Genomic DNA, 21,191 nt, shown 5'->3' on the forward strand with positions numbered 1-21,191 from the left:
ATGACCCCGTTTTCTGTAGAACTTGCGAACGCTGAAGATACTGCACGCTTGGGCCAAGATGTTGGTCTGTCCCTACGCAAAGGGGATCTCATTGCTTTGAGCGGCGATCTTGGTGCGGGCAAATCGACATTTGCCCGTGGTTTAATCCGTACGATCGCTGATGATGCGGATTATGACGTACCAAGCCCGACTTTCACCATCGTGCAATCCTATCCCGAATTGCGGCTGCCCATTAGCCATGTCGACCTGTACCGTCTTTCCACTGCCGATGAGATTGACGAGTTGGGGCTCGACGAGGCGCTGCTTGATGGGGTTGTACTGGTCGAATGGCCCGAACGCGCTGACGGGTTTTTGCCGCCGGTCAGCTTGAGCATCACGTTGCAGGATCATGGAAGTGGCCGCAAAGCCTTCATCGAGGGCCCCCCTGATGTTCTGGCGCGATTGGAACGTTCTCTGGCCATCCGCTCTTTTCTGGCAAGATCGGGTTTAGCGCATGCTGAACGGCGATATCTTCTCGGCGATGCATCCGCCCGGGGCTATGAGACCCTGTCGACGGGCAGCGGAACCCCGCTCATCCTGATGAACTCACCCTATAATCCGGGCGGTCCAATCCTGCGCGATGGCAAAACCTACATGCAGATTGCGCATCTTTCCCAGTCAGTGAATGCTTTCGTGGCCTTGGATCGTCTCCTGGCGTCCAAAGGCTTCAATGTCCCGCATATCAACGCCGAAGATTTGGAGCATGGTTTTCTCGTCATCGAAAATCTCGGCAGTGATGGTATTCTTGATAAGGATGGAGCGCCCATCTTCGAGCGCTATGAGGCTGCTGTGCGCTTGCTGGCCAAACTCCATCAATTCATCTGGCCACAGGATATACCTGTAGGAAATGGAGCTATGCATCGTCTGCATCATTTCGACCGGGATGCGATGATGATTGAAGTTGAGCTTTTGTCGGACTGGTATGTGCCGCGCATGAACGGAACAGTGATAAGTCCCGATTTGAAGAGCAGTTATATCGCTGCATGGGATAATGTATTTAGCCAGCTTAGTAATGCCGAGCAATCCCTGCTTCTGCGCGATGTTCACTCACCCAACATCCTTTGGCAGGCTCATAGATCAGGCATTGAACGCGTTGGCCTGATTGATTTTCAGGATGCGATGCTCGGTCCTTCGGCCTATGATGTCGCATCTCTCATCATGGATGCGCGCGTGACGATTGAGCCCGACATGCAGGATTTGTTGCTTGCGGCCTATATTGAAGAGCGTCGCGCGGGAAGCACAGCTTTTGATGAGACCGGTTTCAAAAAAGCCTTTGCCATTATGGCGGCGCAGCGCAATGCAAAGATTCTTGGCATATTCGTTCGGCTCGATGAGCGCGACGGCAAACCATTTTATTTGAGGCATCTTCCGCGTATTCAAACTTATCTGGAGCGGGTTATTGATCATCCGGCTCTGGCGCCAGTCAAGGATTGGTGCGAAAAGAATGGAATACTCGCCCAAAGGATTAAGGCATGACACCGCATACAGCTATGGTTCTCGCTGCCGGTTTGGGAAAACGCATGGCACCGATAACCGATACAATACCAAAACCTTTGGTAAAGGTAGCCGGCAAATCATTGATCGATTGGGGGCTGGATTCGCTTGCCGGCGCTGGCGTGCGACGCGCCGTGGTCAATGTGCATTATCTTGCCGACCAGCTTGAAACGCATCTGATGGAGCGCACAGCGCCATTGATCGAAATCTCCAATGAAAGAGAGCAGTTGCTCGACTCTGCGGGGGGTATCATCAAAGCCCTGCCGCAAATTGGCTCTGAACCATTCTATGTTTTGAATGCCGATACTTTCTGGACCGATAGCGACAAACCCAATCTTGTCCTGCTTGCCGAAGGGTGGAATGATGCGAGCATGGATATTCTCTTGATGATTGCCCATATGGATCAGGCTGTTGGACGCGAAGGTGGTGGCGATTTCAGCATGAGCAATACCGGGCAATTGCGCCGTTTGAAGCCGGGTGAGACATCGCCCTATATTTATGCCGGAGCGGCGATCATCCATCCGCGCATTTTCGCGAATGCTCCATCGGGTAAAGTATCATTGAACCGATATTTCGATGAAGCGATTGCAGCTGACAGGCTCTTTGGACTGCCGATGGATGGCATTTGGCTGACAGTCGGCACGCCGGATGCAATAGAAGAGGCAGATGCCGCTATTGCCAAGCAGGGGATTCATGGCTGAGCGCCAGAATCCGAATATTTTCTCCATAGCGCCGGGTACGCCTTTTCTTCCAGCGCTTGTGGATGCGCTGCAATCGGGAGCCTTGATTCCGGGTTATCCTGCAAACCCGAATGATCCAATGGCGCTGGCTCATGCTACAATCTATGTGCCGACCCGTCGTGCAGCGCGAACGCTGCGTTCGCTACTTGTCGAGAAAAGCCCGGTTAAATCAGCGATTCTGCCAGTAATCCGAGCATTGGGCGATGTCGATGAAGATGCAGCCATGTTCGACATGGGTTCCGATGCCTTCTTCGACCTTCTGCCGGCAATAGGCAGTGTCGAGAGGCTTTTGCTTTTAGCGCGACTGGTCCGGCCTTGGCGCGAACGCCTGCCGGAACATGTGCGTGCCTTGTTTGGAAATGAGGAAATTGCCATTCCGGCAACGACCGCCGATGCGATCTGGCTTGCCCGCGATCTTGCCGGACTCATGGATCAGGTTGAGACTGAAGCTGCCGGATGGTCAACGCTTTCCAATATTGTTTCTGAAGAATTACCAAATTGGTGGCAGGTCACTCTCGATTTTCTAAACATTGTCACAAGCCTTTGGCCCGATATTCTGGCTGAACGCAGACGTTCCAACCCTGCTGCCCACCGTAACCGGCTGATTGAGCTTGAAGCCGAAAGGCTCCTGCGCAAGGCGTCGCAGGGTCCTGTCATTGCGGCGGGCTCTACTGGATCCATACCTGCAACAGCAAAGCTCTTGGCTGCTATTGCTTCATTGCCCATGGGCGCCCTTGTCCTTCCAGGGCTTGATCGCGATATGGATGCCGTCAGCTGGGATGTTTTGGCAAGCACCGCAGACAATCCTTCGATTTTTGGTCACCCGCAATATGGGCTGCGCAAACTGCTCGGTGAACTGGGTGTGCTGCGTCAGGATGTGATTGTGCTGGGCGGCGTCACTCCAGAAAAACGCCAACGCGAAAACCTTTTGGCCGAGGCGATGCGCCCCGCCGACACGAGTGAGGCGTGGGCGCAAATTAACCGGAACAGCGGTCAGTTTTCCGCTGCCGTTGCCTCCATTGCCCTGATTGAAGCGTCAAATGAGCGCGAGGAAGCGCTGAGCATCGCAGTGGCCTTGCGCGATTCCATAGAACAACCGGGCAAGACCGCAGCTTTGATCACCGCCGATCGCGATCTTGCCCGCCGTGTGTCAACGGAACTCGCGCGGTTCAATATAGCCGCTGATGATTCCGGTGGACATGCCATGCGCGAAACGCGACCTGCGGCTTTGATGCGACTGGTCCTGGATATTGTTTTCAATCCCGGGGATCCGGTTGCGTTACTGGCTTTGCTAAAACATCCACTGACGCGGCTTGGCCTTGATCGTGTCAGGGTTCGCCAGGCTGCAGAAACTATTGAACTGGTTGCGCTGCGTGGTGGTACAGGGCGAGCCACCCTATCGGATTTCCAGCAACATTTCAAAAGACGCCTTGCCGAAACAGGATCTACGCCATTTGAACCGGCCTGGCTTCGCCAGATCAGCGCTGCAAGAATTGAGTCCGCGCATATCGTCTGCAAGGCGCTTAGCGGTGCGATGGAACCCTTGTTTCATTTTGTTGGAGTCACGGAATCTGTACAGCTGCCGCAGATCATTCAGGCGGTTGTTGCAAGTCTGGAAAATCTGGTGCGGGATGATCAGGGAGATATTGCTGCACTTTATAGTGGAGCGGCTGGTGAACAGTTCGCCGCCTTCCTGCGCAATCTGATCTCGGCGGATTCGCAGCTCGATTTTTCTGTCGGCGAATTCCCCGCAATGATGGAAGCTCTGATTGCGGGAGAGGTTGTAAAACCAAAAGCGGGCGCTCATCCGCGCCTGTTTATTTGGGGTGCTCTGGAAGCGCGTCTGCAAACTGTTGATACGATGATTATCGGCGGACTGAATGAGGGCTCATGGCCGGGAAAAACGCGCAATGATCCGTTCATGTCACGGCCGATGAAATCCATTATAAATCTTGATCCGCCGGAGCGGCGCACCGGCCTTGCCGCGCACGATTTTCAGATGGCGCTGGGAATGGATCAGGTTATTCTTACGCGTGCACAGCGCTCAGCCAATGCGCCAACGGTTGCTTCGCGCTGGTTGCAAAGGCTGGAGACGGTTCTTGGCAATGACGCTACCGGAGAGCTGCGCAGGCGTGGGGCAAAATATCTTGGATGGGCGCGGGAAATCGACCACGCGCCGGATGAGGATTTTGTCAAACGACCGGAACCGAAGCCGCCTTTAACAGCCCGCCCCAAGCACTTCTCAGTTACAGAAATAGAGACGCTCCGGCGCGATCCCTATGCCATCTTTGCCAAGCGCATTTTGCGGTTGCGGCCCATTGAGCCATTGATCCGTGATCCTGACGTGGCTGAGCGCGGTTCGCTCTTTCACAATATCCTCGCGCATTTCACGGAACAGGGCATTGATCCTCTTGATGCGAATGCCGCCAGACGTCTTCTGGAAATAGGCAGGCAGTATTTTGACGACATCGCGTTACCGGAAGAAATCGATGCAGTCTGGTGGCCCAGGTTCCAATCGCTGGTGCCGGAATATCTGAACTGGGAGCGGCTACGAGACCATCTGATTTCCGAACGTCATCCCGAAATTGCTTCCAAAAAGATTGTCGTCGAAGCAACTGGCGTCACACTTTCAGGCCGGGCAGACCGGGTGGATTTGCTCCGCGACGGTACGGTTGACATCATTGACTACAAGACCGGATCAACACCATCCAAGCGGCAGGCCCATGTTCTTTTGTCGCCGCAGCTAGCGCTGGAAGCCGCATTGCTGGCACGGGGTGCGTTTCATGAGGTTGGGGCACGCAAAGCTGCCGATCTTCTTTATGTGCGGTTACGGCCAAATGGAAAAGTCGATCCGGAATCCATTTTAAGAATCGGCACGGCTGCCAATGGAAGTGAAAAAACTGCGCCGGAGTTGGGCGAATTGTCGTGGCTGCGTCTCAATGAATTGCTGACGGCCTATGGTGATCCGCATAAGGGCTATCTGTCCCGTGCTCTGCCATTCAGGGAAAGTGATTTGACCGGCGATTATGACCATCTGGCCCGCGTTTTGGAGTGGTCGGCTGGTGGCGCTGAAGAGGGAGGGGAGGCCGAATGAGAAAGCCTCGAACCATCCCGCCGGAAACCACGCGCAACCAGAGCAGGGCAGCAAATCCAAAGGACTCTGTCTGGGTGTCGGCAAATGCGGGCTCCGGCAAAACCTATGTCTTGACGGACCGTGTCATCCGCTTGCTGCTGGATGGCACCGACCCGTCGAAAATCCTGTGCCTGACCTATACGAAAGCTGCTGCGGCGGTGATGCAAAACCGTGTCTTTGCGCGCCTTTCCGATTGGGCAACCATGGATGGCGACGCGTTGGCAAAAATCATTGAGGACATTGACGGTGCACGGCCCGGACCAAAGCGGCTGGCTCAGGCGCGCCGCTTGTTTGCGCGGGCGCTTGAGACCCCCGGCGGCCTCAAGATACAAACCATTCACGCCTTTTGCGAAGCCATTCTGCATCAGTTTCCGTTAGAGGCGAATATTGCCGGTCATTTCGAACTGATGGACGACATGATGCAGGTTGCGCTTATTGGCGAAGCGCGGCGGCAGGTGCTGCAAGCAGCGCGCCTTGATCATAATGTCGAGCTTGCTTCAGCCTTTGCGGATGTGCTTGACGCTGCCGGGGAGTTCGGCTTGCAACAGCTTCTTGATGAGGCGGTCACCAAGCGCAATGATCTTACCCGCTTTATCCGAGAAGTCGGGCAAGACGACCTGCGCAGGACGGCGTTCTACTCCCATTTCGGATTTACCGGCACTGAAACAGAAGACGATATCCTTTCTGCACTGTGGCCGGTTCAGGAATTTGACCGGGAAATGCTGCGTTCGATCCTCGACATTCAAAAGAGTGCCGCACGAGCGCAGGAATTTGCGATGATCCTGCTCGACGCCAAGTTTGGGCCGGAGTCTGACCAACGCGAAGAGGCATTGCGAACCGCGTTTATCAAGGCAACAGGAGAGCCCAAAAGTGGCGCCTATATCGGCACAAAGGGCGTAACAGAACGCTTTCCGGATTTCATCGAGCGATTCGACCGCGCTGCACAGCGCGTGTTCGAGGGTTTGGATAAATTAAAGCAATTGCGCCTTCTCCGGCTGACTTTTTCAGCCTTGGTGGTGGTCGATGACCTTATCGGCCGCTATGAGCACATGAAAAGAAATCGCGGGCTTCTCGATTTTGACGATCTCATTGTCAGGACCGTGGCATTGCTTGCGCGGCAGGATGCAGGGCCTTGGGTGCAATATAAGCTCGACAAGGGAATTGACCATATTCTCGTCGACGAAGCGCAGGATACCAGCCCAAACCAGTGGAACGTGATAAGGCTTCTCAGCGAGGAATTCTTTACCGGCAATACCGCACGCAATGTGCGGCGCACCCTTTTTGCAGTCGGCGACGAAAAGCAATCGATTTACTCGTTTCAAGGTGCGATTCCGGAGGATTTTGCCAGACACGGCAAGGCGACGGAGCAAAAAACCGGCCAAGCTGAACTGACCTTTGAACGGGTTAATCTCAACTTCTCGTTCCGCTCTGCACCGGACGTTCTGTCTGCAGTGGACAAGGTGTTCGAGCGGCCGGAAGCCCATCGCGGCTTTGGTGCCGATCACGGTCCGACTGTCCATACAGCCATTCGCGACCATGATCCGGGTGAAGTGCAGATCTGGGATATGCTGACACCGGAAACAACACCGGAAGAGGATGACTGGCGAACACCAGTTGATAGTTTGCCAGCACCACCCGTGCGTCTTGCGGAGCAAATTGCCCGAACCATTGAGCACTGGTTGAAGAATGGTGAAATCATTGAAGGGCAGAACCGGCGCCTTGAAGCGCGCGATATCATGGTGCTGGTACGCAAGCGTGACCAGTTCATGCCGGCTTTGTCGCGCGAATTAAAGAAGCGCCATGTTCCGGTCGCCGGTGCAGACCGTCTGAAATTGACGGATCACATCGCAGTCCAGGATCTCATGGCGCTTGGGCGGTTCATGCTTTTGCCATCCGATGATCTGTCCTTGGCGGCACTCCTCAAAAGCCCCCTGTTCAAGTGGGATGACGATCAGCTCTTTACGCTCGGTTATGAGCGGGCGGCCAATGAAACGCTTTATGAGCGGCTATTGGCGCAGGCAAAGGATGATCTGCTGCTGGCTCCGGTTGCCGCGCGTCTTCAGGAGTGGCGCAACCGTGCCGATACTGTACCAGTCTTCGAGTTTTATGCGGATATTCTTGGACGCGGCGGCGCGCGCCGTGAGCTTCTTGCACGTCTTGGCCATGAGGCGGGCGATGTTATCGATGAGTTCCAAAACTACGCAATCGCAACCGAAAAAACCGGTTTGCCGGGCTTGCAGGCATTTTTGGAAACGCTGGAAGCAGTAACGCCGGAAATCAAGCGGGAGCTGGATCAAAGCCGTAATGAAGTCCGCATCATGACGGTGCATGCTGCAAAGGGCCTTGAAGCCGCCGTGGTATTCCTCGTCGATTCCGGCAGTTCGGCTTCTTCAGGCGGGCGTATGTCCAATCTGCTTTCTTTCGATATGAGAGAATATAGCGGCTGGGAGGGCAAAGGGTTTTTGTTCGTACCCGGAAAGGCTTATGCGACTGCTTTCTCGGCGGGCCTTGTCGATAAGCTGAAGGTAAGGGCAGAAGAAGAATATCGCCGCCTGCTTTATGTCGGCATGACACGTGCTGAAGATAGACTCATCATTTGTGGTTATCGCGGTTCGCGGCAGGTGCCGGATACATGGCATGGGCTTGTGGAGGCAGCACTCGGTGACACGAGCGAGCCAATGCAACATCCTGTCGAGTCTGTCATCGCCAAGCGTTACCGGTTGACTGAACCCGCAGCCGCTACGCCTATCGAACTAGAGCTTCCCCTTGAGCCAAGGGCCGTTCCCTTTCCTCCTACCTATCGCATACCGATGCCTCGGGAAGCGGGCTTGCCAAGGCCCCTTGCACCATCCGGCGTATCGGTCCTGATCGAGCCCGATGATGAGGCGCCGCTGGTCACAGGTTCGCCGGTGCTACTGACAGATGGAAAGAATCCCGCTTTCGCCATCCGCCGCGGCACGGTCATCCACGCGCTGTTGCAGACTTTGCCCGATATTCCGGACGAACAACGTGCGCAGGCGGCTCAGCGTTATCTCAGCCGCGCCGCTTATGATTGGGAACCGGAGGAGATCGAGAAGGCGCTTAACTCGGTCTTTGCTGTGCTGAATTCAGCCGATTTTGCGCCGGTCTTCGCGCCAGGTTCATTGGCGGAAGTCGCAATCATGGGAACGCTGCATATTCGCGGCAAGGATCATGCGGTTTCCGGCATTATTGACAGGCTTGCTGTGAGCGAAAGCCGGGTTGTAATTGTCGACTACAAGACCAACCGTCCTCCGCCGCAAAATCTGTCGACGGTTCCAGATGCCTATATCGCTCAGCTCGCCCTTTACCGGAAGCTGCTTGAGCCGCTTTATCCCGGCAAGACAGTAGAAGCTGCTTTGCTTTTCACCGAAGGTCCGCATCTTATCGACATCCCGGTGGACGCCATGCAGATTGCTCTTGAGCGAATGGCTTGAAACTGGACAGGATTGTTCCCGTCTTGGAATCGGCAAGAAAGCTGCTATATTGATTTTGGAGTGTGGGGTGAGCTTCGCCCACCCCACTTTGCCTTAAGTTATCAATTGAACCCGGATTGTCAGTGTCCAGCTGGTCCGGGTTCTTTTGAGTTCAAAGGTAATAGACATTGGCAGATACCACATATCTATTGCTCCAAGTTTGAGGGCATATGGCCGTATGCCTCAGCCAGGGAGGCCATCTCCCTGGTGCACTGGCTGGATTCGTGCTGCTGCTTCGCCCTCAAACTGCTTGACGAAATACGATTGAAGTAGTGCTTTGAGCAACAAACGCAGGGTTGAAAGCCGTCAGGTGACAGATTGCACTGAATCGTGACATGAGTCGGCTTGACTAGGCACAGCAGACTCACCACATGATGGGCAACACATTCACAAGGTTAAGGAACAGCTTCATGGCTACCACCGTCAAAATTGACACCAGCAATTTCCAGTCCGATGTAATTCAGGCCGGTCAGCCTGTCGTTGTGGATTTTTGGGCAGAATGGTGTGGCCCTTGCAAGATGATTGCACCGGCGCTTGAAGAAATCGCTGCGGAAATGGATGGCAAAGTTACAATCGCCAAAGTTAATATTGATGAGAACCCTGAATTGGCTGCCCAGTTTGGCGTGCGCTCGATTCCGACTTTGCTGATGTTCAAGGATGGTGAGCTCGCTGCCAATCTGGTTGGCGCTGCTCCAAAGAGCAAGCTTTCCGACTGGATCAAAAACTCGGCTGCTTGATCAGTTCTGATATTCATCGAAAAGCCCGCTGCAAAGCGGGCTTTTTGTTATTGGAAGTTACTGCGGCGGCGTTCCGTTTTCTGAAAGCACGTCGCCAGCCAGATAGAGCGATCCGCCAATCAATATCCGTGGAGCGGGCTCGGACTTGTCCCAGCTATCGCGCAGGATTTTCAAGGCGTTTTCCACCGAATAAACAGGCTCGGCGGAAAGTCCGGCTTCTTGCGCTGCAAGAGCGAGTTCCTCATGGGGAATGCCTGCATCGCTTGATCTGATCGGCACCGTGTAAACATGCCGCGCCATGCCCGTAAAAGCCTCAAAATACCCTACAGGGTCCTTGGTATTGATCATTCCGGTAATCAAAAATAGCGGACGCTGGCTGCGATCCTCCAACGTGGCAATTGCCTCAGCGATCACCATGCCAGCTCCGGGATTATGCCCGCCATCGAGCCAGATTTCTGAGCCGGGCACTGCCATATCGACCAGGTTGCCCTTGGTCAGGCGCTGCATCCGGGCGGGCCATTCAACTGTACCCATCGCTGTTTCAACGGCGTGGTCGGGAATGGTAAAGCCCGCAGTCCTGACCGCCTGAATCGCTGCGGCGGCATTTGCCAATTGATGGCGGCCGGGCAGGTTGGGCAGAGGCAGATCCATCAAGCCTACATTGTCCTGATAGACCATGCGTCCGCGCTCTTCGAAACTCAGGAAATCCTGACCATAGACACTATAAGGGCAATCACGGCGCTCGGCAGTCTCGATCAACACTGTGCGTGCCGCATCATGTTCCTGTGCGCCGATAATAACCGGACAACCCGCCTTGATGATACCGGCCTTTTCGGCGGCAATCAGCTCAACTCGATCTCCGAGATAGGACTGATGATCGAGCGAAATCGGCATGATAACGCTGACGGCAGGCTCTGGAATGACGTTGGTTGCATCGAAACGTCCCCCAAGCCCAACCTCAAGGAGGACGGCATCGGCGGGGTGCTCGGCGAAAAGGACAAAAGTCACGGCGGTCAGAATTTCGAAGACCGTAATCTGCTGCCCTGCATTGGCATCAGCCACACGCCGAACCGCCTCGAACAGCGTATCGTCATCGACAATCTTGCCCTTTCCGGGCGCACCAAGGCGATAACGCTCATGCCAACGCACAAGATGCGGGGACGTATGAACATGGACCGTATAGCCCGCCGCTTCCAGCAATGCGCGGGAAAAGGCGGTGGCAGAGCCTTTGCCATTTGTGCCAGCCACATGAATGACCGGCGGCAGGTTCAAATGGGGATTACCGAGCGTATCCAGAAGCCGGGTAATCCTGCCCAGCGAAAGGTCAAAACCTTTAGGATGCAGTCCGAGAAGCCGCTCTATTTCCTGTGACGCGCGTGATGACATCAAAATGCGGTTTCCAATAAACCGAAACCCGTCAAGATTGCGCTTCAGCTATTGCCGGAACTGCTGGCGTTTCCGCTTCCGGCTCAACAACTTTCTCCGTTGCCGGTTCGCCCATCAACATCTTCAAAAGTCGTGCGATTGTCGTTTTCAGCTCCGTGCGCGGAACAACCATATCAACCATGCCGTGCGTCTTGAGATATTCTGCACGCTGAAAGCCTTCTGGCAGTTTTTCACGAACAGTCTGCTCGATGACGCGCTGTCCGGCAAATCCGATGAGCGCACCAGGCTCGGCAATGTGAATATCGCCAAGCATGGCGTAGGAAGCAGTAACGCCGCCTGTCGTGGGGTTGGTAAGAACAACAATATAGGGCAGACCTGCTTCTTTCAGCATTTCCACCGCTACTGTCGTGCGCGGCAATTGCATCAGCGAAAGAATGCCTTCCTGCATGCGCGCGCCGCCAGATGCAGCGAAGAGAACGAGCGGCTTCTTCTGGGCGATAGCAGTTTCGAAGCCTTTGATAATGGCTTCACCGGCTGCCATGCCGAGCGAGCCGCCAATAAAGTTGAAGTCGTGGATGGTTACGACAACAGGCAGGCCTTCAATCGTGCCAAGCGCATTGATGATTGTATCTTCCTGTCCGGTCTTGGAGCGGTGCTCCTTCAGGCGGTCGACATAGCGTTTCTCATCGCGGAATTTCAGCGGATCGGTCGCAACCTTCGGCTGTTCCAATGTTTCGTAAACGCCATTGTCGAAGAAGAACTTCAGACGATCCTTGGCTGGAATACGCATGTGGTGGCCGGACGATGGCACAACCCACTGGTTCTTTTCCAGATCCGTATGAAAGACCATTTCGCCGGACTCGGGATCTTTGATCCAGAGGTTTTCCGGCATTTCACGACGTCCAAGCATCGAATTGATTTTCGGCCGGACGTAGTTCGTGATCCAGTTCATGATCGGTCCTGTTTTTTATCTATCGGAATGTTGATTTAAGACTTCTATTCGGCTGCTGCAAGTCGCACTGCGCGTACGCCGCTCGACAGGCCCTGAACCATCGTCGCTACAGCTTCGGCAGGATCGGCTACCAGCGAACCATCCGGATTAATCGTATTGGCCACCGCGTTTATGATTGCGGTACCGACCACAACGCCGTCAGCGGAAGCCCCCATGACCTTGGCCTGCTCGGCAGTCTTGACGCCGAAACCAACCACGACAGGCAAATCCGTGTGCTGTTTGATCCGGTGAACGGCTGCGGCAATCCTTGTCGTGTCCGGCAAAGCTGAACCGGTAATGCCATTCATCGAAACGTAGTAAACGAAGCCGGATGTATTCTGCAAAACCTTTGGCAGGCGCTTTTCATCAGTCGTGGGTGTGGCAAGACGGATGAAATTGATACCGGCCTTGATTGCAGGAATGCAAAGCTCTTCATCCATTTCCGGTGGAAGGTCAACGATGATGAGACCATCAATGCCCGAGGCAACCGCATCTTTCAGAAAGCGGTCAACGCCATAAATATAGATCGGGTTGTAGTAACCCATCATGACGATTGGCGTCGTATTATCCGTTTCCCGGAACTGCGCCGCCAGATCAAGCGTCTTAGTCAACGACATGCCCTTTTTAAGGGCGCGAAGACCGGCAGCCTGAATGGCCGGACCATCGGCCATCGGATCGGAGAAAGGCACGCCAAGCTCAATAATGTCCGAACCGGAACCCGGCAAGGCCTTCATGATCCTGAGTGAGGTTTCAAAGTCCGGATCGCCACCCATGAAATAGGTGACCAGTGCCGGACGGCCTTCAGCCTTCAAAGCCGCGAATTTTGCATCGATACGTGTCGCCATTGTCAGATATCCATTCCAAGCAATTGGCCGACAGTATGCACGTCCTTGTCGCCGCGGCCTGAAAGATTGACGATCATGATCTTGTCCTGCGCCATTTTGGGCGCAATTTTCACCGCATGGGCAATCGCATGCGCCGATTCCAGCGCAGGAATAATGCCTTCCGTGCGCGTTGTCAGCGTGAAAGCGTCCAGCGCTTCATCATCGAGGATAGGCACATAGGAGACACGGCCCGTGTCGCGCAGCCATGAGTGCTCGGGACCGACGCCGGGATAATCAAGACCGGCGGAAACCGAATGGCCATCGAGAATCTGGCCATCGGCATTTTGCAGCAAATAGGTGCGATTGCCATGTAGCACGCCCGGGCGGCCAGCGCTCATCGAAGCGCAGTGCTCTTCGCCGTCCAGTCCACGTCCTCCTGCTTCAATACCGATGATCTCGACACCTTTGTCGTCAAGGAATGGATGGAACAACCCGATTGCGTTGGAACCACCGCCAACAGCAGCGATAATCGTGTCGGGCAGGCGGCCTTCACGCTCCAGGATCTGCTCGCGTGCTTCCGATCCGATGACAGACTGGAAGTCGCGCACAAGTTCTGGATAAGGATGCGGACCCGCCGCAGTGCCAATCAGGTAATAAGTGTCATCAACATTCGAAACCCAATCGCGCAGAGCCTCGTTCATCGCATCTTTCAGCGTCCCATGACCTGATGATACGGGCTTCACTTCAGCGCCGAGCAGCTTCATGCGGAAAACATTTGGCTTCTGACGCTCAACGTCGGTCGCGCCCATATAAACAACGCAAGGCAGGCCAAAGCGCGCAGAAACCGTAGCCGAAGCGACACCGTGCTGACCAGCACCAGTCTCCGCGATGATGCGGGTCTTGCCCATGCGTTTGGCGAGAAGAATCTGGCCGAGGCAATTATTGATCTTGTGGCTACCCGTATGATTCAGGTCTTCACGCTTGAAGTAAATCTTGGCACCGCCAGCAAGACCCTGATCTTTGGCAAGCTGACGAACATGCTTGGTCAAACCTTCGGCATAATAGAGCTTTGAAGGCCGTCCGGCATAATGGGTGGAGAGTTCCTGCAGCTCCGCCTTGAAGGAAGGGTCGTTCTTCGCATCATCATAGGCCTGCTGGAGTTCAAGAATGAGCGGCATCAAGGTTTCGGCAACGAACCGTCCGCCGAATATGCCGAACATGCCCTCTTCATCGGGGCCTGTTTTAAATGAATTGGGTTCCGCCACCTTGTCCACCACCATACTCCCTGTCATACCGCATTCACGCTTTGAGCGGCGCGTACCGCCTGAAAAAACTCTTTGATCAGGCTAACATCTTTAACGCCCGGAGCGGACTCCACACCCGATGAAATATCAATACCGCGCGCATTCGTCGCTTGCAGCGCCGCGCCAATATTAGCCGCGTTCAGCCCGCCGGAAAGCATGTATGGAACCTGCCCGTCAAGCGCGCTGAGCAACTGCCAGTCAAAAGAAACACCATTTCCGCCCGGAAGCTCAGATCCCTTGGGCGGCTTGGCGTCAAAAAGAAATATATCCGCAACGTCATTGTAAGGCTTGATCTGATCAAGATCACCCCGCTCACGCAAGGCAAAAGCCTTGATGACGGGCAGCCCGAAACGCGCCTTCACCTGGGCAACGCGCTCTACAGTTTCGTGCCCGTGCAATTGCAGGAAATCCGGTTTCATCGCAGCAACAATCGCATCAAGCGTTGCATCATCGGCGTCAACAGTCACGGCAACTGCCTTTGCCCTGCCAATGGCTGCTTTTCGCAGCCTTCCTGCTTCAACCGGATCGATATTGCGCGGGCTTTTTGCAAAGAAAATAAAGCCAATATGCGATGCGCCACCATCCAGCGCTGCAGCAACTGCATCGTCGGTTTTCAATCCGCATATTTTGATATCAAGGTTCATAGGGCGCAACTCGCATGAAAATGCGTCAAAGTCGAGGATTTTGGTGCAAAACGCCTTTGCAGCCACCAATTATAGATGGTTGTCGTAACCGGCTTTAACAAGAAAATCGAACGCATCCGCGACATGCGCCGGGATGGATTGCGTAATTTGATAGCCCTTGGCGGGATAATCGATCAGGCGCTTCACGTCGCCCACCATTTCATTGATGAAATTGTCCAGGGGATAGGCATTGGTAGGCTGCTGCTCGAATGAAGTCGGCGGCGCCGTTACCATCGCCTCGACATTCGGCCATTGCGCCCGAACCGTTGCAAAAGCGCGGCGCTGCGTCTGCGGTTTTGTAACGATGATAATGCGCTTGGTAGCATCGCCCGCCATGTCGCGGGCATAGCGGATATTTTCCCCGATATTGGTTGCATTGGGCTCGATCAGTATTGCTTTGCCGGAAACACCAAGCTCCTCGGCGCGCGCGGCAAAGGCTTCTGCCTCCGATGTCGGGTAAAGCCGACCCGTCCAATTGCCTGATTTTCCGGTAAACAAAATCCGGTTGGCCAAACCTTGATGCAATAGCTTTGCGCAATGATCCGCAACACGCAGATCATAACTGCCAAGCCCGATAATCAAATCTGCCGGGGAAAGCTCATCATAGACAAGGTGAAAATCCCAAAGCACGCGGCTTGCCTCAAGCATGGCGGGTGAAACAACAGCAGACATCAGGTGAAATCGATCGCCTGCAGAGAGCCGCCATTGCGCTTCAGCCAAGCCTTGCAGCGTTCGGTATCGGGGCAAAGCTCGCTGCACAGCTTCCAGAATTTCGGGCCGTGATTCATTTCTTTCAAATGCGCCACTTCATGCGCGACCAGATAGTCGATAATTGGCGGCGGAGCCATCATGATACGCCAGGAAAACGCCAGCGTGCCATCGGATGTGCACGAGCCCCAGCGACTTTTTGTGTCCTTGATGCGGATGACTTTGGCACGCCGCCCAACCGTTGCCGTGTGCCGTGCCACAAGAATTTCTAGATCGCGCTTGGCTTCACGCTTGAGAAAGTCGCCAACACGCCGAGCGAGATGAGGTCTGTCGCCATAAACGATGAGGCGTGGGCCTTCAGCACCGTTTTCCTGCCGCACAGTTCCACGCGCCGCCGGCTCGTGAACGATAAGATGCGGCACACCGCGCACCGGTATTTTTACGCCGGGCCGCACCTTGGGCTGATCCGGCATTTTGGCAATACGCGTTTCAATCCAGCCCTCATGGCGCACAAGAAACTTGTCGATTTCGCGTGATGGAACGCCGGGAGGCACGGTGATGCGCAAACCCTTGCCACCCGCATCAATGCGCAGGGTCAGCCGTGTCGCCCGTGCATTTTCCACCACGCGCAAGGGCAAAATTCGGCCCGCAACTTCATAGCTCCGCTCGGCCCTCAGTGTGGCTGATTTCTTGACCGGTTTGGGAGGTGAAGCCCGAAACAAGGATAGGATCATGATGATGATATTAAATGATTCGGTGGCAAAATCATCGTGCGTGCTTCGACAAGAAAAAGCGGCGACGAAAAAATTTCCGCCGCCGCTTTTTGGATTTTAACAAAGCGGATTATTGCTGGTCTTCATTCACATCGGGCACGGTGCCAGATGGCTTTTTGGAGACTGCGTTGCGTTCTGCCATGAAGCGATCGAATTCTTCGCGATCCTTGGCGCGACGAAGCTCATTGGCATAGTCTTCAAATTCCGCGCGCATTTCGTCAAGCTTGCGGCGCTCTTCCTCAAGACGTTCCAATTCCTTGTCACGCCATTCGTCGAAAGCAGCATTGCCTGTGCCAAAGGGAGCGCGGCCAAAATGTGCCGAACGCTTGTTGCGGCGAAACGCGCCGCAGAAACTGTCAGTCTTGCGATTTACACCCTGCTTGAAACCCTCAAGGCGATCGCCCCAGAGAATATAGGCGAGCATGGCAAAACCCAGCGGCCAGAATAACATGAACCCGATAATCATCAGAGCGATGGTCGCGGGAGTCCAGCCCGGCCGGATCAAAGCAGCATTGTTCATATTGAGCCCTTCCTTCTTAAGAACCCCGACCCCAATTGGTCGATTATGAACGACATGGGAAAAACTTTGCGGCTTTTCAAGAAAACGTGATTTCAATTACTCTAAGAGTTTGAAATCAGGCCCGTTTCTTTGCGTGCTCCAGTCCGGCAACGAGTAGTCCTGCCACCAAAGCCCAAAATGCAGCACCAATACCGGCAATGGCAATGCCGGATGCAGTCACGGCAAAAGTGACAATTGCCGCCAGTCTCTCCTCTTCGATTTTCAACGACAGAGTCAGCGCGTTAACGAATGCGCCAATGAGGGCAAGACCAGCCACAAGCGCAATCAAGGGCGCCGGAAGAACCGCGAAAAGCGCAACCAGCGAGGCCCCGAAAATTGCAAATACAAGATAGCTTAATGCATAAAATGGCCCGGTCAGCCAGCGTTTGGCCGGGTCGGGATGAGCATCCGGCCCGGTGCATATCGCGGCGGAAATTGCCGCCATGTTGCTGGTGTGCGCTCCAAAGGGTGCGGTGAGCAGCGATACGAGCCCTGTCACCTGCAGTGCGGCCGCTGTAGGCGGCTCGTAACCTGCAGCACGCATTACCGCAAATCCCGGCAGATTCTGCGAGGCCATTGTCACAAGGTAGAGTGGCAAGGCGAGGCCGATCATCGCCTGCATATCAAATACCGGCATGATAAGCGTGAGCGTGGATAGTTCAATCGCTGGAACGCTGGCCACGCGCCCGCTGAGAAAAGCAAAAATCACGCCGCCGAAAAGAACCGCAAGCACCGCCATGGCCGGGTTGAAAAGCCTGATGACGAAAAACAGCAAAATGAGCGGCAAGACGAACAAGGGATCAATAGGGATCGTGCGGGCGGCTCCCGTCAGAAAGGCAAAGAGCACGCCCGCCAGCATTCCTGAAGCGATCGATGCAGGTATCTTCGATACAAAGGTGGATATGGGCTTGATTAGCCCCGTAAGAATAATGGCGATCGCCGTAACGATAAATGCACCAACGGCTTGCGGCATGGTAAAGCCGATTGAGCTGCCAATCAGTGCAAGGCCAGGCGTCGACCACGCGCTGATGATCGGCATTTTATATCGCCAGCTCAGATAGCCCGTGGCTGCAACCATGGCGAGGCAGTTTGCCGTAACCCAGCTTGCTGTTTCGGCCTGGGTAGCGCCCAGAGCGTTGGCTGCCGCAATGACAAGAGCCAAAGTTCCGCCAAATCCGACGACGGCAGCAACGACAGCGGAGGCGATGACGGAAAAGCGCATGGCGGACCTGATTATTGAACAGAGGGAGTGGGCTGGATACTGCCAGCCATTGAAGACACGGTACGACCCAAAAGTTCAAGGTCCTGTGGTCGCGAAAGCCGGTGATCTCCATCGCGGATAAGCGTAATCGTTACATCATCGACGGGAAGATGGTCTACGAGCTTCATTGCGTGGCTATAAGGCACATCTTCATCCTGCATGCCCTGAAGTATGTGCACCGGGCAATCGGTCTGGATAACGCCTTTCAAGACCTGATTGATCCTGCCATCTTCAAGCAAGGCCTTTGTGTAGATATAGGGCTGGTCCGAATATTCGGATGGCTCTTCCATATAACCGCGGTCGGCAATCTGACGGCGCTGGTCATTGGTCAGTTTTGGCTCAACCAGTTCCGATGTGAAATCCGGTGCCGGTGCAATCAGCACCAGACCGGCAATGCGGCCGCCTTCTCCGAGCCTTTGCAATTCTGCGAGCAGACGCAAGGCAATCCAGCCGCCCATGGAGGAGCCGACGATAATTTGCGGGCCCGATGAGAACTGCCGGAAAACTGCAAGGCTTTGTTCAAGCCAGAGCGAGATGGTTCCGTCGCGAAATTCGCCGCCCGATTCCCCATGGCCGGAATAATCGTGGCGCAGGAAAGCATGCCCGTGTTCCGTGGCCCATTCGTCCAGAAAATTTGCTTTGCTACCGAGCATGTCCGAGCGATATCCGCCCAGCCAGACTATGCCAGGATTGGCTCCGGCACGCTTTCGCAGGGCGATATTGATTCCGTTCAGCTCAAGAAACTCGGGCGGGGATTGTGTCATGGGCGGGACTCACTCTCGATATTCTTCTTCTTGCATGGGAAAACAGAACGATAAAGCCTGCCCCATTGCATAAAACTGAAATATTCCTATCTCTAATTTGAGTGATTTATCCTGAAAATAGTAACATTGGTGCCTGCCAGCACAGCATAAGCATTGCGGCGAAGGCCGTGTGATGCTATTTGCGGGTCCGAAATAATTCAAGGAGACTACTGCCATTCGCCGACCCTTTAGAGCCCAGGTGGTCCAGAAAGATGGACCACGTTCCAATCGTGATATCCGGGTACCCCAGGTACAGCTCATTGATGCCGAAGGTGAAAACCACGGTATCGTAACGATTCAGGCAGCGTTGGCGATGGCCGACGAGGCGGGACTCGACCTTGTCGAGATCGTGCCAAATGCTGAGCCGCCGGTCTGCAAGATCGTTGATCTTGGCAAGCTGAAATACCAGGGCCAGAAAAAGGCTGCGGAAGCTCGCAAGAAGCAGAAGACAGTTGAAATCAAAGAAATCAAGATGCGCCCAAACATCGACACGCATGATTATGACGTGAAAATGCGCGCGATTAAGCGTTTCTTTGAAGAAGGCGATAAGGTCAAGGTAACACTGCGTTTCCGTGGCCGTGAAATGGCCCACCAGGAACTCGGCATGCGTCTCCTCGACAAGGTCAAGGAAGACACCGTGGAGATTTCCAAAGTGGAAGCCGAGCCCAAGCTTGAAGGCCGCCAGATGATGATGGTTCTGGCACCTCGCTAAAATCGATCTACTGCCTTTGAAAAGCCGCCTTCGGGCGGCTTTTTCCGTTCATGGCATAATGCCTGGCAAATGGATGACATCCCCATGGCATTGAATTCCCCGAAAGACATGTCGCGTTTTCAGCGGCGCAGGCGTTTGGTTGTTGCGGGCATCATTGCACTTGTCCTCATGGCTCTTTTGACAATCCGTTCGGCATGGCTGGATGATTGGGCGCATGAATATATCGAGGATATTGGCGTGGGCATGATCGTCCTGTCAATTCTCGGGCGAATGTGGTGCACGCTCTATATTGGCGGGCGCAAGAGCGCTGAAATTGTGCGGCTCGGCCCCTATTCGATCAGCCGGAACCCGCTTTATGTGTTTTCTGCGCTGGGCGCTGCGGGTATCGGCATGATGACCGGTAGTCTGATCGTGGGGGTGGCTCTTTCCCTCATCTGTTATGCGGCCTTCCACTTTGTCATTCTTGCCGAGGAAGGCTACCTTGAGCGGAATTTTGGCGAGACCTATATATCCTATAAACGCGCTGTGCCGCGATTTTTCCCGAATCTATCCATTTATAGGGAAAGTGAATTATTGAGCGTCAGGGCATCCATGCTGTATAAGACGCTGGCTGACGGGCTGGTATTTTTTGTGTCATACCCCTTGTTGGAATTTGTTGAATATCTGCAATCGACCCATGTTTTGCCGGTTTTGTTGCGGCTTTATTGATAAATTCAGCAGCGCTGCACGATTCAACAGTTGCGCTTTTGGTGTCTTCTGGTAAGAAGCACCCGTTCAAACCGCCCGGCAGGGCATGCCGTGGCGGTTTTACATGCTTTCAGGCTTTGGTCGGCCTGAAGTCAATCAAGAGGTGGTTGTTTCTTTGAAATGACGCAAGCCTCAATAAATCAGGAGTAGCAAAATGCCCAAGATGAAGACCAAATCTGCTGCCAAGAAACGGTTCAAGATTACCGGAACTGGCAAAATCAAAGCCGCCGCCGCTGGCAAACGCCATGGCATGATCAAACGTTCGAACAAATTCATTCGTGACGCTCGCGGAACCATGGTTCTTGCTGATGCCGATGCGAAAATCGTGAAGAAGTTCCTGCCTAACGGTCTCTGATCCGGGCAACGTTATCCATCCTAAGTTAAGGAGATCATATCATGGCACGTGTAAAACGGGGCGTTACGTCCCACGCCAAGCATAAAAAAGTTCTGAAGCAGGCCGAGGGTTTCCGCGGTCGCCGCAAGAATACAATCAAGACCGCCAAGGCTGCTGTCGATCGTTCGAAGCAATATGCCTATCGCGATCGCAAGAACAAGAAGCGCACATTCCGCGCTCTCTGGACACAGCGCATCAACGCTGCTGTGCGTGAGCATGGTTTGACATATAGCCGCTTCATCGATGGTCTGACAAAGTCGGGCATCGAAGTTGACCGTAAGGTTCTTTCGGATCTCGCGATCCACGAGCCTGAAGCATTCGGTGCAATCGTGGCTTCTGCCAAGAAGGCGCTCGAATATCTTAAAGATACCACACCGAACGCTTTTGAAGGCGCTGTCCGCTAAGTCCA

At 54.3% G+C, this 21,191-nt stretch carries 19 protein-coding genes; 9 read left to right on the top strand and 10 right to left on the bottom strand.

Annotated features, from left to right (window positions below; translation table 11 throughout):
- From tsaE to trxA, 5 genes are all read left to right on the top strand, one after another.
- Window positions 1–1,515 (top strand): tRNA (adenosine(37)-N6)-threonylcarbamoyltransferase complex ATPase subunit type 1 TsaE, encoded by a 1,515-nt coding sequence (tsaE, locus tag AC6CHM_RS14810; protein ID WP_498173616.1) that lies wholly within the window; start codon window positions 1–3, stop codon window positions 1,513–1,515.
- On the top strand, window positions 1,512–2,234 hold the full coding sequence (locus AC6CHM_RS14815) for a nucleotidyltransferase family protein (protein WP_115054529.1): 723 nt from the start codon (window positions 1,512–1,514) through the stop codon (window positions 2,232–2,234). The genes tsaE and AC6CHM_RS14815 overlap by 4 nt, the downstream gene beginning before the upstream one ends.
- Window positions 2,227–5,367, top strand: a complete 3,141-nt coding sequence (gene addB / locus AC6CHM_RS14820; RefSeq protein ID WP_498173617.1) for a double-strand break repair protein AddB — start codon at window positions 2,227–2,229, stop codon at window positions 5,365–5,367. Before AC6CHM_RS14815 ends, addB begins: the two co-directional genes overlap by 8 nt.
- On the top strand, window positions 5,364–8,861 hold the full coding sequence (gene addA, locus AC6CHM_RS14825; RefSeq protein WP_498173618.1) for a double-strand break repair helicase AddA: 3,498 nt from the start codon (window positions 5,364–5,366) through the stop codon (window positions 8,859–8,861). Before addB ends, addA begins: the two co-directional genes overlap by 4 nt.
- A 449-nt stretch (window positions 8,862–9,310) precedes the next feature.
- Window positions 9,311–9,637: a thioredoxin gene (gene trxA, locus AC6CHM_RS14830; RefSeq protein ID WP_115054532.1), complete on the top strand. Its 327-nt coding sequence runs from the start codon at window positions 9,311–9,313 to the stop codon at window positions 9,635–9,637.
- 57 nt (window positions 9,638–9,694) lie between these two features.
- Here trxA and AC6CHM_RS14835 read toward each other — a convergent pair whose 3' ends face one another.
- The 10 genes from AC6CHM_RS14835 to AC6CHM_RS14880 all read right to left on the bottom strand — a co-directional run bounded on the left by AC6CHM_RS14835 (window position 9,695) and on the right by AC6CHM_RS14880 (window position 18,890).
- A complete protein-coding gene (locus AC6CHM_RS14835; protein ID WP_337354141.1) occupies window positions 9,695–11,023 on the bottom strand; it encodes a bifunctional folylpolyglutamate synthase/dihydrofolate synthase in 1,329 nt (442 codons plus the stop codon).
- 31 nt (window positions 11,024–11,054) lie between these two features.
- On the bottom strand, window positions 11,055–11,975 hold the full coding sequence (gene accD / locus AC6CHM_RS14840; RefSeq protein ID WP_115054534.1) for an acetyl-CoA carboxylase, carboxyltransferase subunit beta: 921 nt from the start codon (window positions 11,973–11,975) through the stop codon (window positions 11,055–11,057).
- Window positions 11,976–12,019: 44 nt separating this feature from the next.
- Window positions 12,020–12,859 carry a tryptophan synthase subunit alpha gene (trpA, locus tag AC6CHM_RS14845; protein ID WP_115054535.1) on the bottom strand — a complete coding sequence of 280 codons (840 nt, stop codon included), beginning with the start codon at window positions 12,857–12,859 and terminating at the stop codon, window positions 12,020–12,022.
- Window positions 12,860–12,861: 2 nt separating this feature from the next.
- Entirely contained in the window at window positions 12,862–14,130 is a 1,269-nt protein-coding gene (gene trpB / locus AC6CHM_RS14850; protein ID WP_443094462.1) for a tryptophan synthase subunit beta, read from the bottom strand.
- Window positions 14,127–14,786 carry a phosphoribosylanthranilate isomerase gene (locus AC6CHM_RS14855; protein ID WP_115054537.1) on the bottom strand — a complete coding sequence of 220 codons (660 nt, stop codon included), beginning with the start codon at window positions 14,784–14,786 and terminating at the stop codon, window positions 14,127–14,129. Before AC6CHM_RS14855 ends, trpB begins: the two co-directional genes overlap by 4 nt.
- A 69-nt stretch (window positions 14,787–14,855) precedes the next feature.
- Window positions 14,856–15,497, bottom strand: a complete 642-nt coding sequence (locus tag AC6CHM_RS14860) for a YdcF family protein (RefSeq protein ID WP_336440310.1) — start codon at window positions 15,495–15,497, stop codon at window positions 14,856–14,858.
- Window positions 15,497–16,267 (bottom strand): M48 family metallopeptidase, encoded by a 771-nt coding sequence (locus AC6CHM_RS14865; RefSeq protein WP_498173619.1) that lies wholly within the window; start codon window positions 16,265–16,267, stop codon window positions 15,497–15,499. The genes AC6CHM_RS14860 and AC6CHM_RS14865 overlap by 1 nt, the downstream gene beginning before the upstream one ends.
- Before the next feature lie 109 nt (window positions 16,268–16,376).
- A complete protein-coding gene (locus AC6CHM_RS14870; RefSeq protein WP_498173620.1) occupies window positions 16,377–16,826 on the bottom strand; it encodes a DUF2852 domain-containing protein in 450 nt (149 codons plus the stop codon).
- Window positions 16,827–16,941: 115 nt separating this feature from the next.
- Window positions 16,942–18,087, bottom strand: a complete 1,146-nt coding sequence (locus AC6CHM_RS14875) for a benzoate/H(+) symporter BenE family transporter (RefSeq protein WP_337354137.1) — start codon at window positions 18,085–18,087, stop codon at window positions 16,942–16,944.
- A gap of 11 nt (window positions 18,088–18,098) precedes the next feature.
- A complete protein-coding gene (locus AC6CHM_RS14880) occupies window positions 18,099–18,890 on the bottom strand; it encodes an alpha/beta hydrolase (RefSeq protein ID WP_337354136.1) in 792 nt (263 codons plus the stop codon).
- A 214-nt stretch (window positions 18,891–19,104) separates the two neighbouring features.
- Between AC6CHM_RS14880 and infC the strand changes: the two genes are divergently transcribed.
- The 4 genes from infC to rplT all read left to right on the top strand — a co-directional run bounded on the left by infC (window position 19,105) and on the right by rplT (window position 21,186).
- Complete coding sequence (gene infC / locus AC6CHM_RS14885; protein WP_040855885.1) at window positions 19,105–19,641, top strand: translation initiation factor IF-3; 537 nt, start codon at window positions 19,105–19,107, stop codon at window positions 19,639–19,641.
- Window positions 19,642–19,731: 90 nt separating this feature from the next.
- Window positions 19,732–20,349, top strand: coding sequence for a methyltransferase family protein (locus AC6CHM_RS14890; RefSeq protein ID WP_498173681.1), 618 nt, complete (start codon window positions 19,732–19,734; stop codon window positions 20,347–20,349).
- 193 nt (window positions 20,350–20,542) lie between these two features.
- Window positions 20,543–20,743: a 50S ribosomal protein L35 gene (gene rpmI / locus AC6CHM_RS14895; RefSeq protein WP_008127399.1), complete on the top strand. Its 201-nt coding sequence runs from the start codon at window positions 20,543–20,545 to the stop codon at window positions 20,741–20,743.
- A gap of 41 nt (window positions 20,744–20,784) precedes the next feature.
- Complete coding sequence (gene rplT, locus AC6CHM_RS14900) at window positions 20,785–21,186, top strand: 50S ribosomal protein L20 (protein ID WP_008127401.1); 402 nt, start codon at window positions 20,785–20,787, stop codon at window positions 21,184–21,186.
- The last annotated feature ends 5 nt before the right edge of the window (window positions 21,187–21,191 follow it).

Source organism: Phyllobacterium sp. GQ127 (assembly GCF_059758635.1).

What these genes read in the sequence shown, in the direction of transcription:
- tsaE (WP_498173616.1), top strand. Translation starts at nt 1, where the DNA reads ATGACCCCGTTTTCTGTAGAACTTGCGAACGCTGAAGATACTGCACGC.
- AC6CHM_RS14815 (WP_115054529.1), top strand. Translation starts at nt 1,512, where the DNA reads ATGACACCGCATACAGCTATGGTTCTCGCTGCCGGTTTGGGAAAACGC.
- addB (WP_498173617.1), top strand. Translation starts at nt 2,227, where the DNA reads ATGGCTGAGCGCCAGAATCCGAATATTTTCTCCATAGCGCCGGGTACG.
- addA (WP_498173618.1), top strand. Translation starts at nt 5,364, where the DNA reads ATGAGAAAGCCTCGAACCATCCCGCCGGAAACCACGCGCAACCAGAGC.
- trxA (WP_115054532.1), top strand. Translation starts at nt 9,311, where the DNA reads ATGGCTACCACCGTCAAAATTGACACCAGCAATTTCCAGTCCGATGTA.
- AC6CHM_RS14835 (WP_337354141.1), bottom strand. Translation starts at nt 11,023, where the DNA reads ATGTCATCACGCGCGTCACAGGAAATAGAGCGGCTTCTCGGACTGCAT.
- accD (WP_115054534.1), bottom strand. Translation starts at nt 11,975, where the DNA reads ATGAACTGGATCACGAACTACGTCCGGCCGAAAATCAATTCGATGCTT.
- trpA (WP_115054535.1), bottom strand. Translation starts at nt 12,859, where the DNA reads ATGGCGACACGTATCGATGCAAAATTCGCGGCTTTGAAGGCTGAAGGC.
- trpB (WP_443094462.1), bottom strand. Translation starts at nt 14,130, where the DNA reads ATGACAGGGAGTATGGTGGTGGACAAGGTGGCGGAACCCAATTCATTT.
- AC6CHM_RS14855 (WP_115054537.1), bottom strand. Translation starts at nt 14,786, where the DNA reads ATGAACCTTGATATCAAAATATGCGGATTGAAAACCGACGATGCAGTT.
- AC6CHM_RS14860 (WP_336440310.1), bottom strand. Translation starts at nt 15,497, where the DNA reads ATGTCTGCTGTTGTTTCACCCGCCATGCTTGAGGCAAGCCGCGTGCTT.
- AC6CHM_RS14865 (WP_498173619.1), bottom strand. Translation starts at nt 16,267, where the DNA reads ATGATCCTATCCTTGTTTCGGGCTTCACCTCCCAAACCGGTCAAGAAA.
- AC6CHM_RS14870 (WP_498173620.1), bottom strand. Translation starts at nt 16,826, where the DNA reads ATGAACAATGCTGCTTTGATCCGGCCGGGCTGGACTCCCGCGACCATC.
- AC6CHM_RS14875 (WP_337354137.1), bottom strand. Translation starts at nt 18,087, where the DNA reads ATGCGCTTTTCCGTCATCGCCTCCGCTGTCGTTGCTGCCGTCGTCGGA.
- AC6CHM_RS14880 (WP_337354136.1), bottom strand. Translation starts at nt 18,890, where the DNA reads ATGACACAATCCCCGCCCGAGTTTCTTGAGCTGAACGGAATCAATATC.
- rpmI (WP_008127399.1), top strand. Translation starts at nt 20,543, where the DNA reads ATGCCCAAGATGAAGACCAAATCTGCTGCCAAGAAACGGTTCAAGATT.
- rplT (WP_008127401.1), top strand. Translation starts at nt 20,785, where the DNA reads ATGGCACGTGTAAAACGGGGCGTTACGTCCCACGCCAAGCATAAAAAA.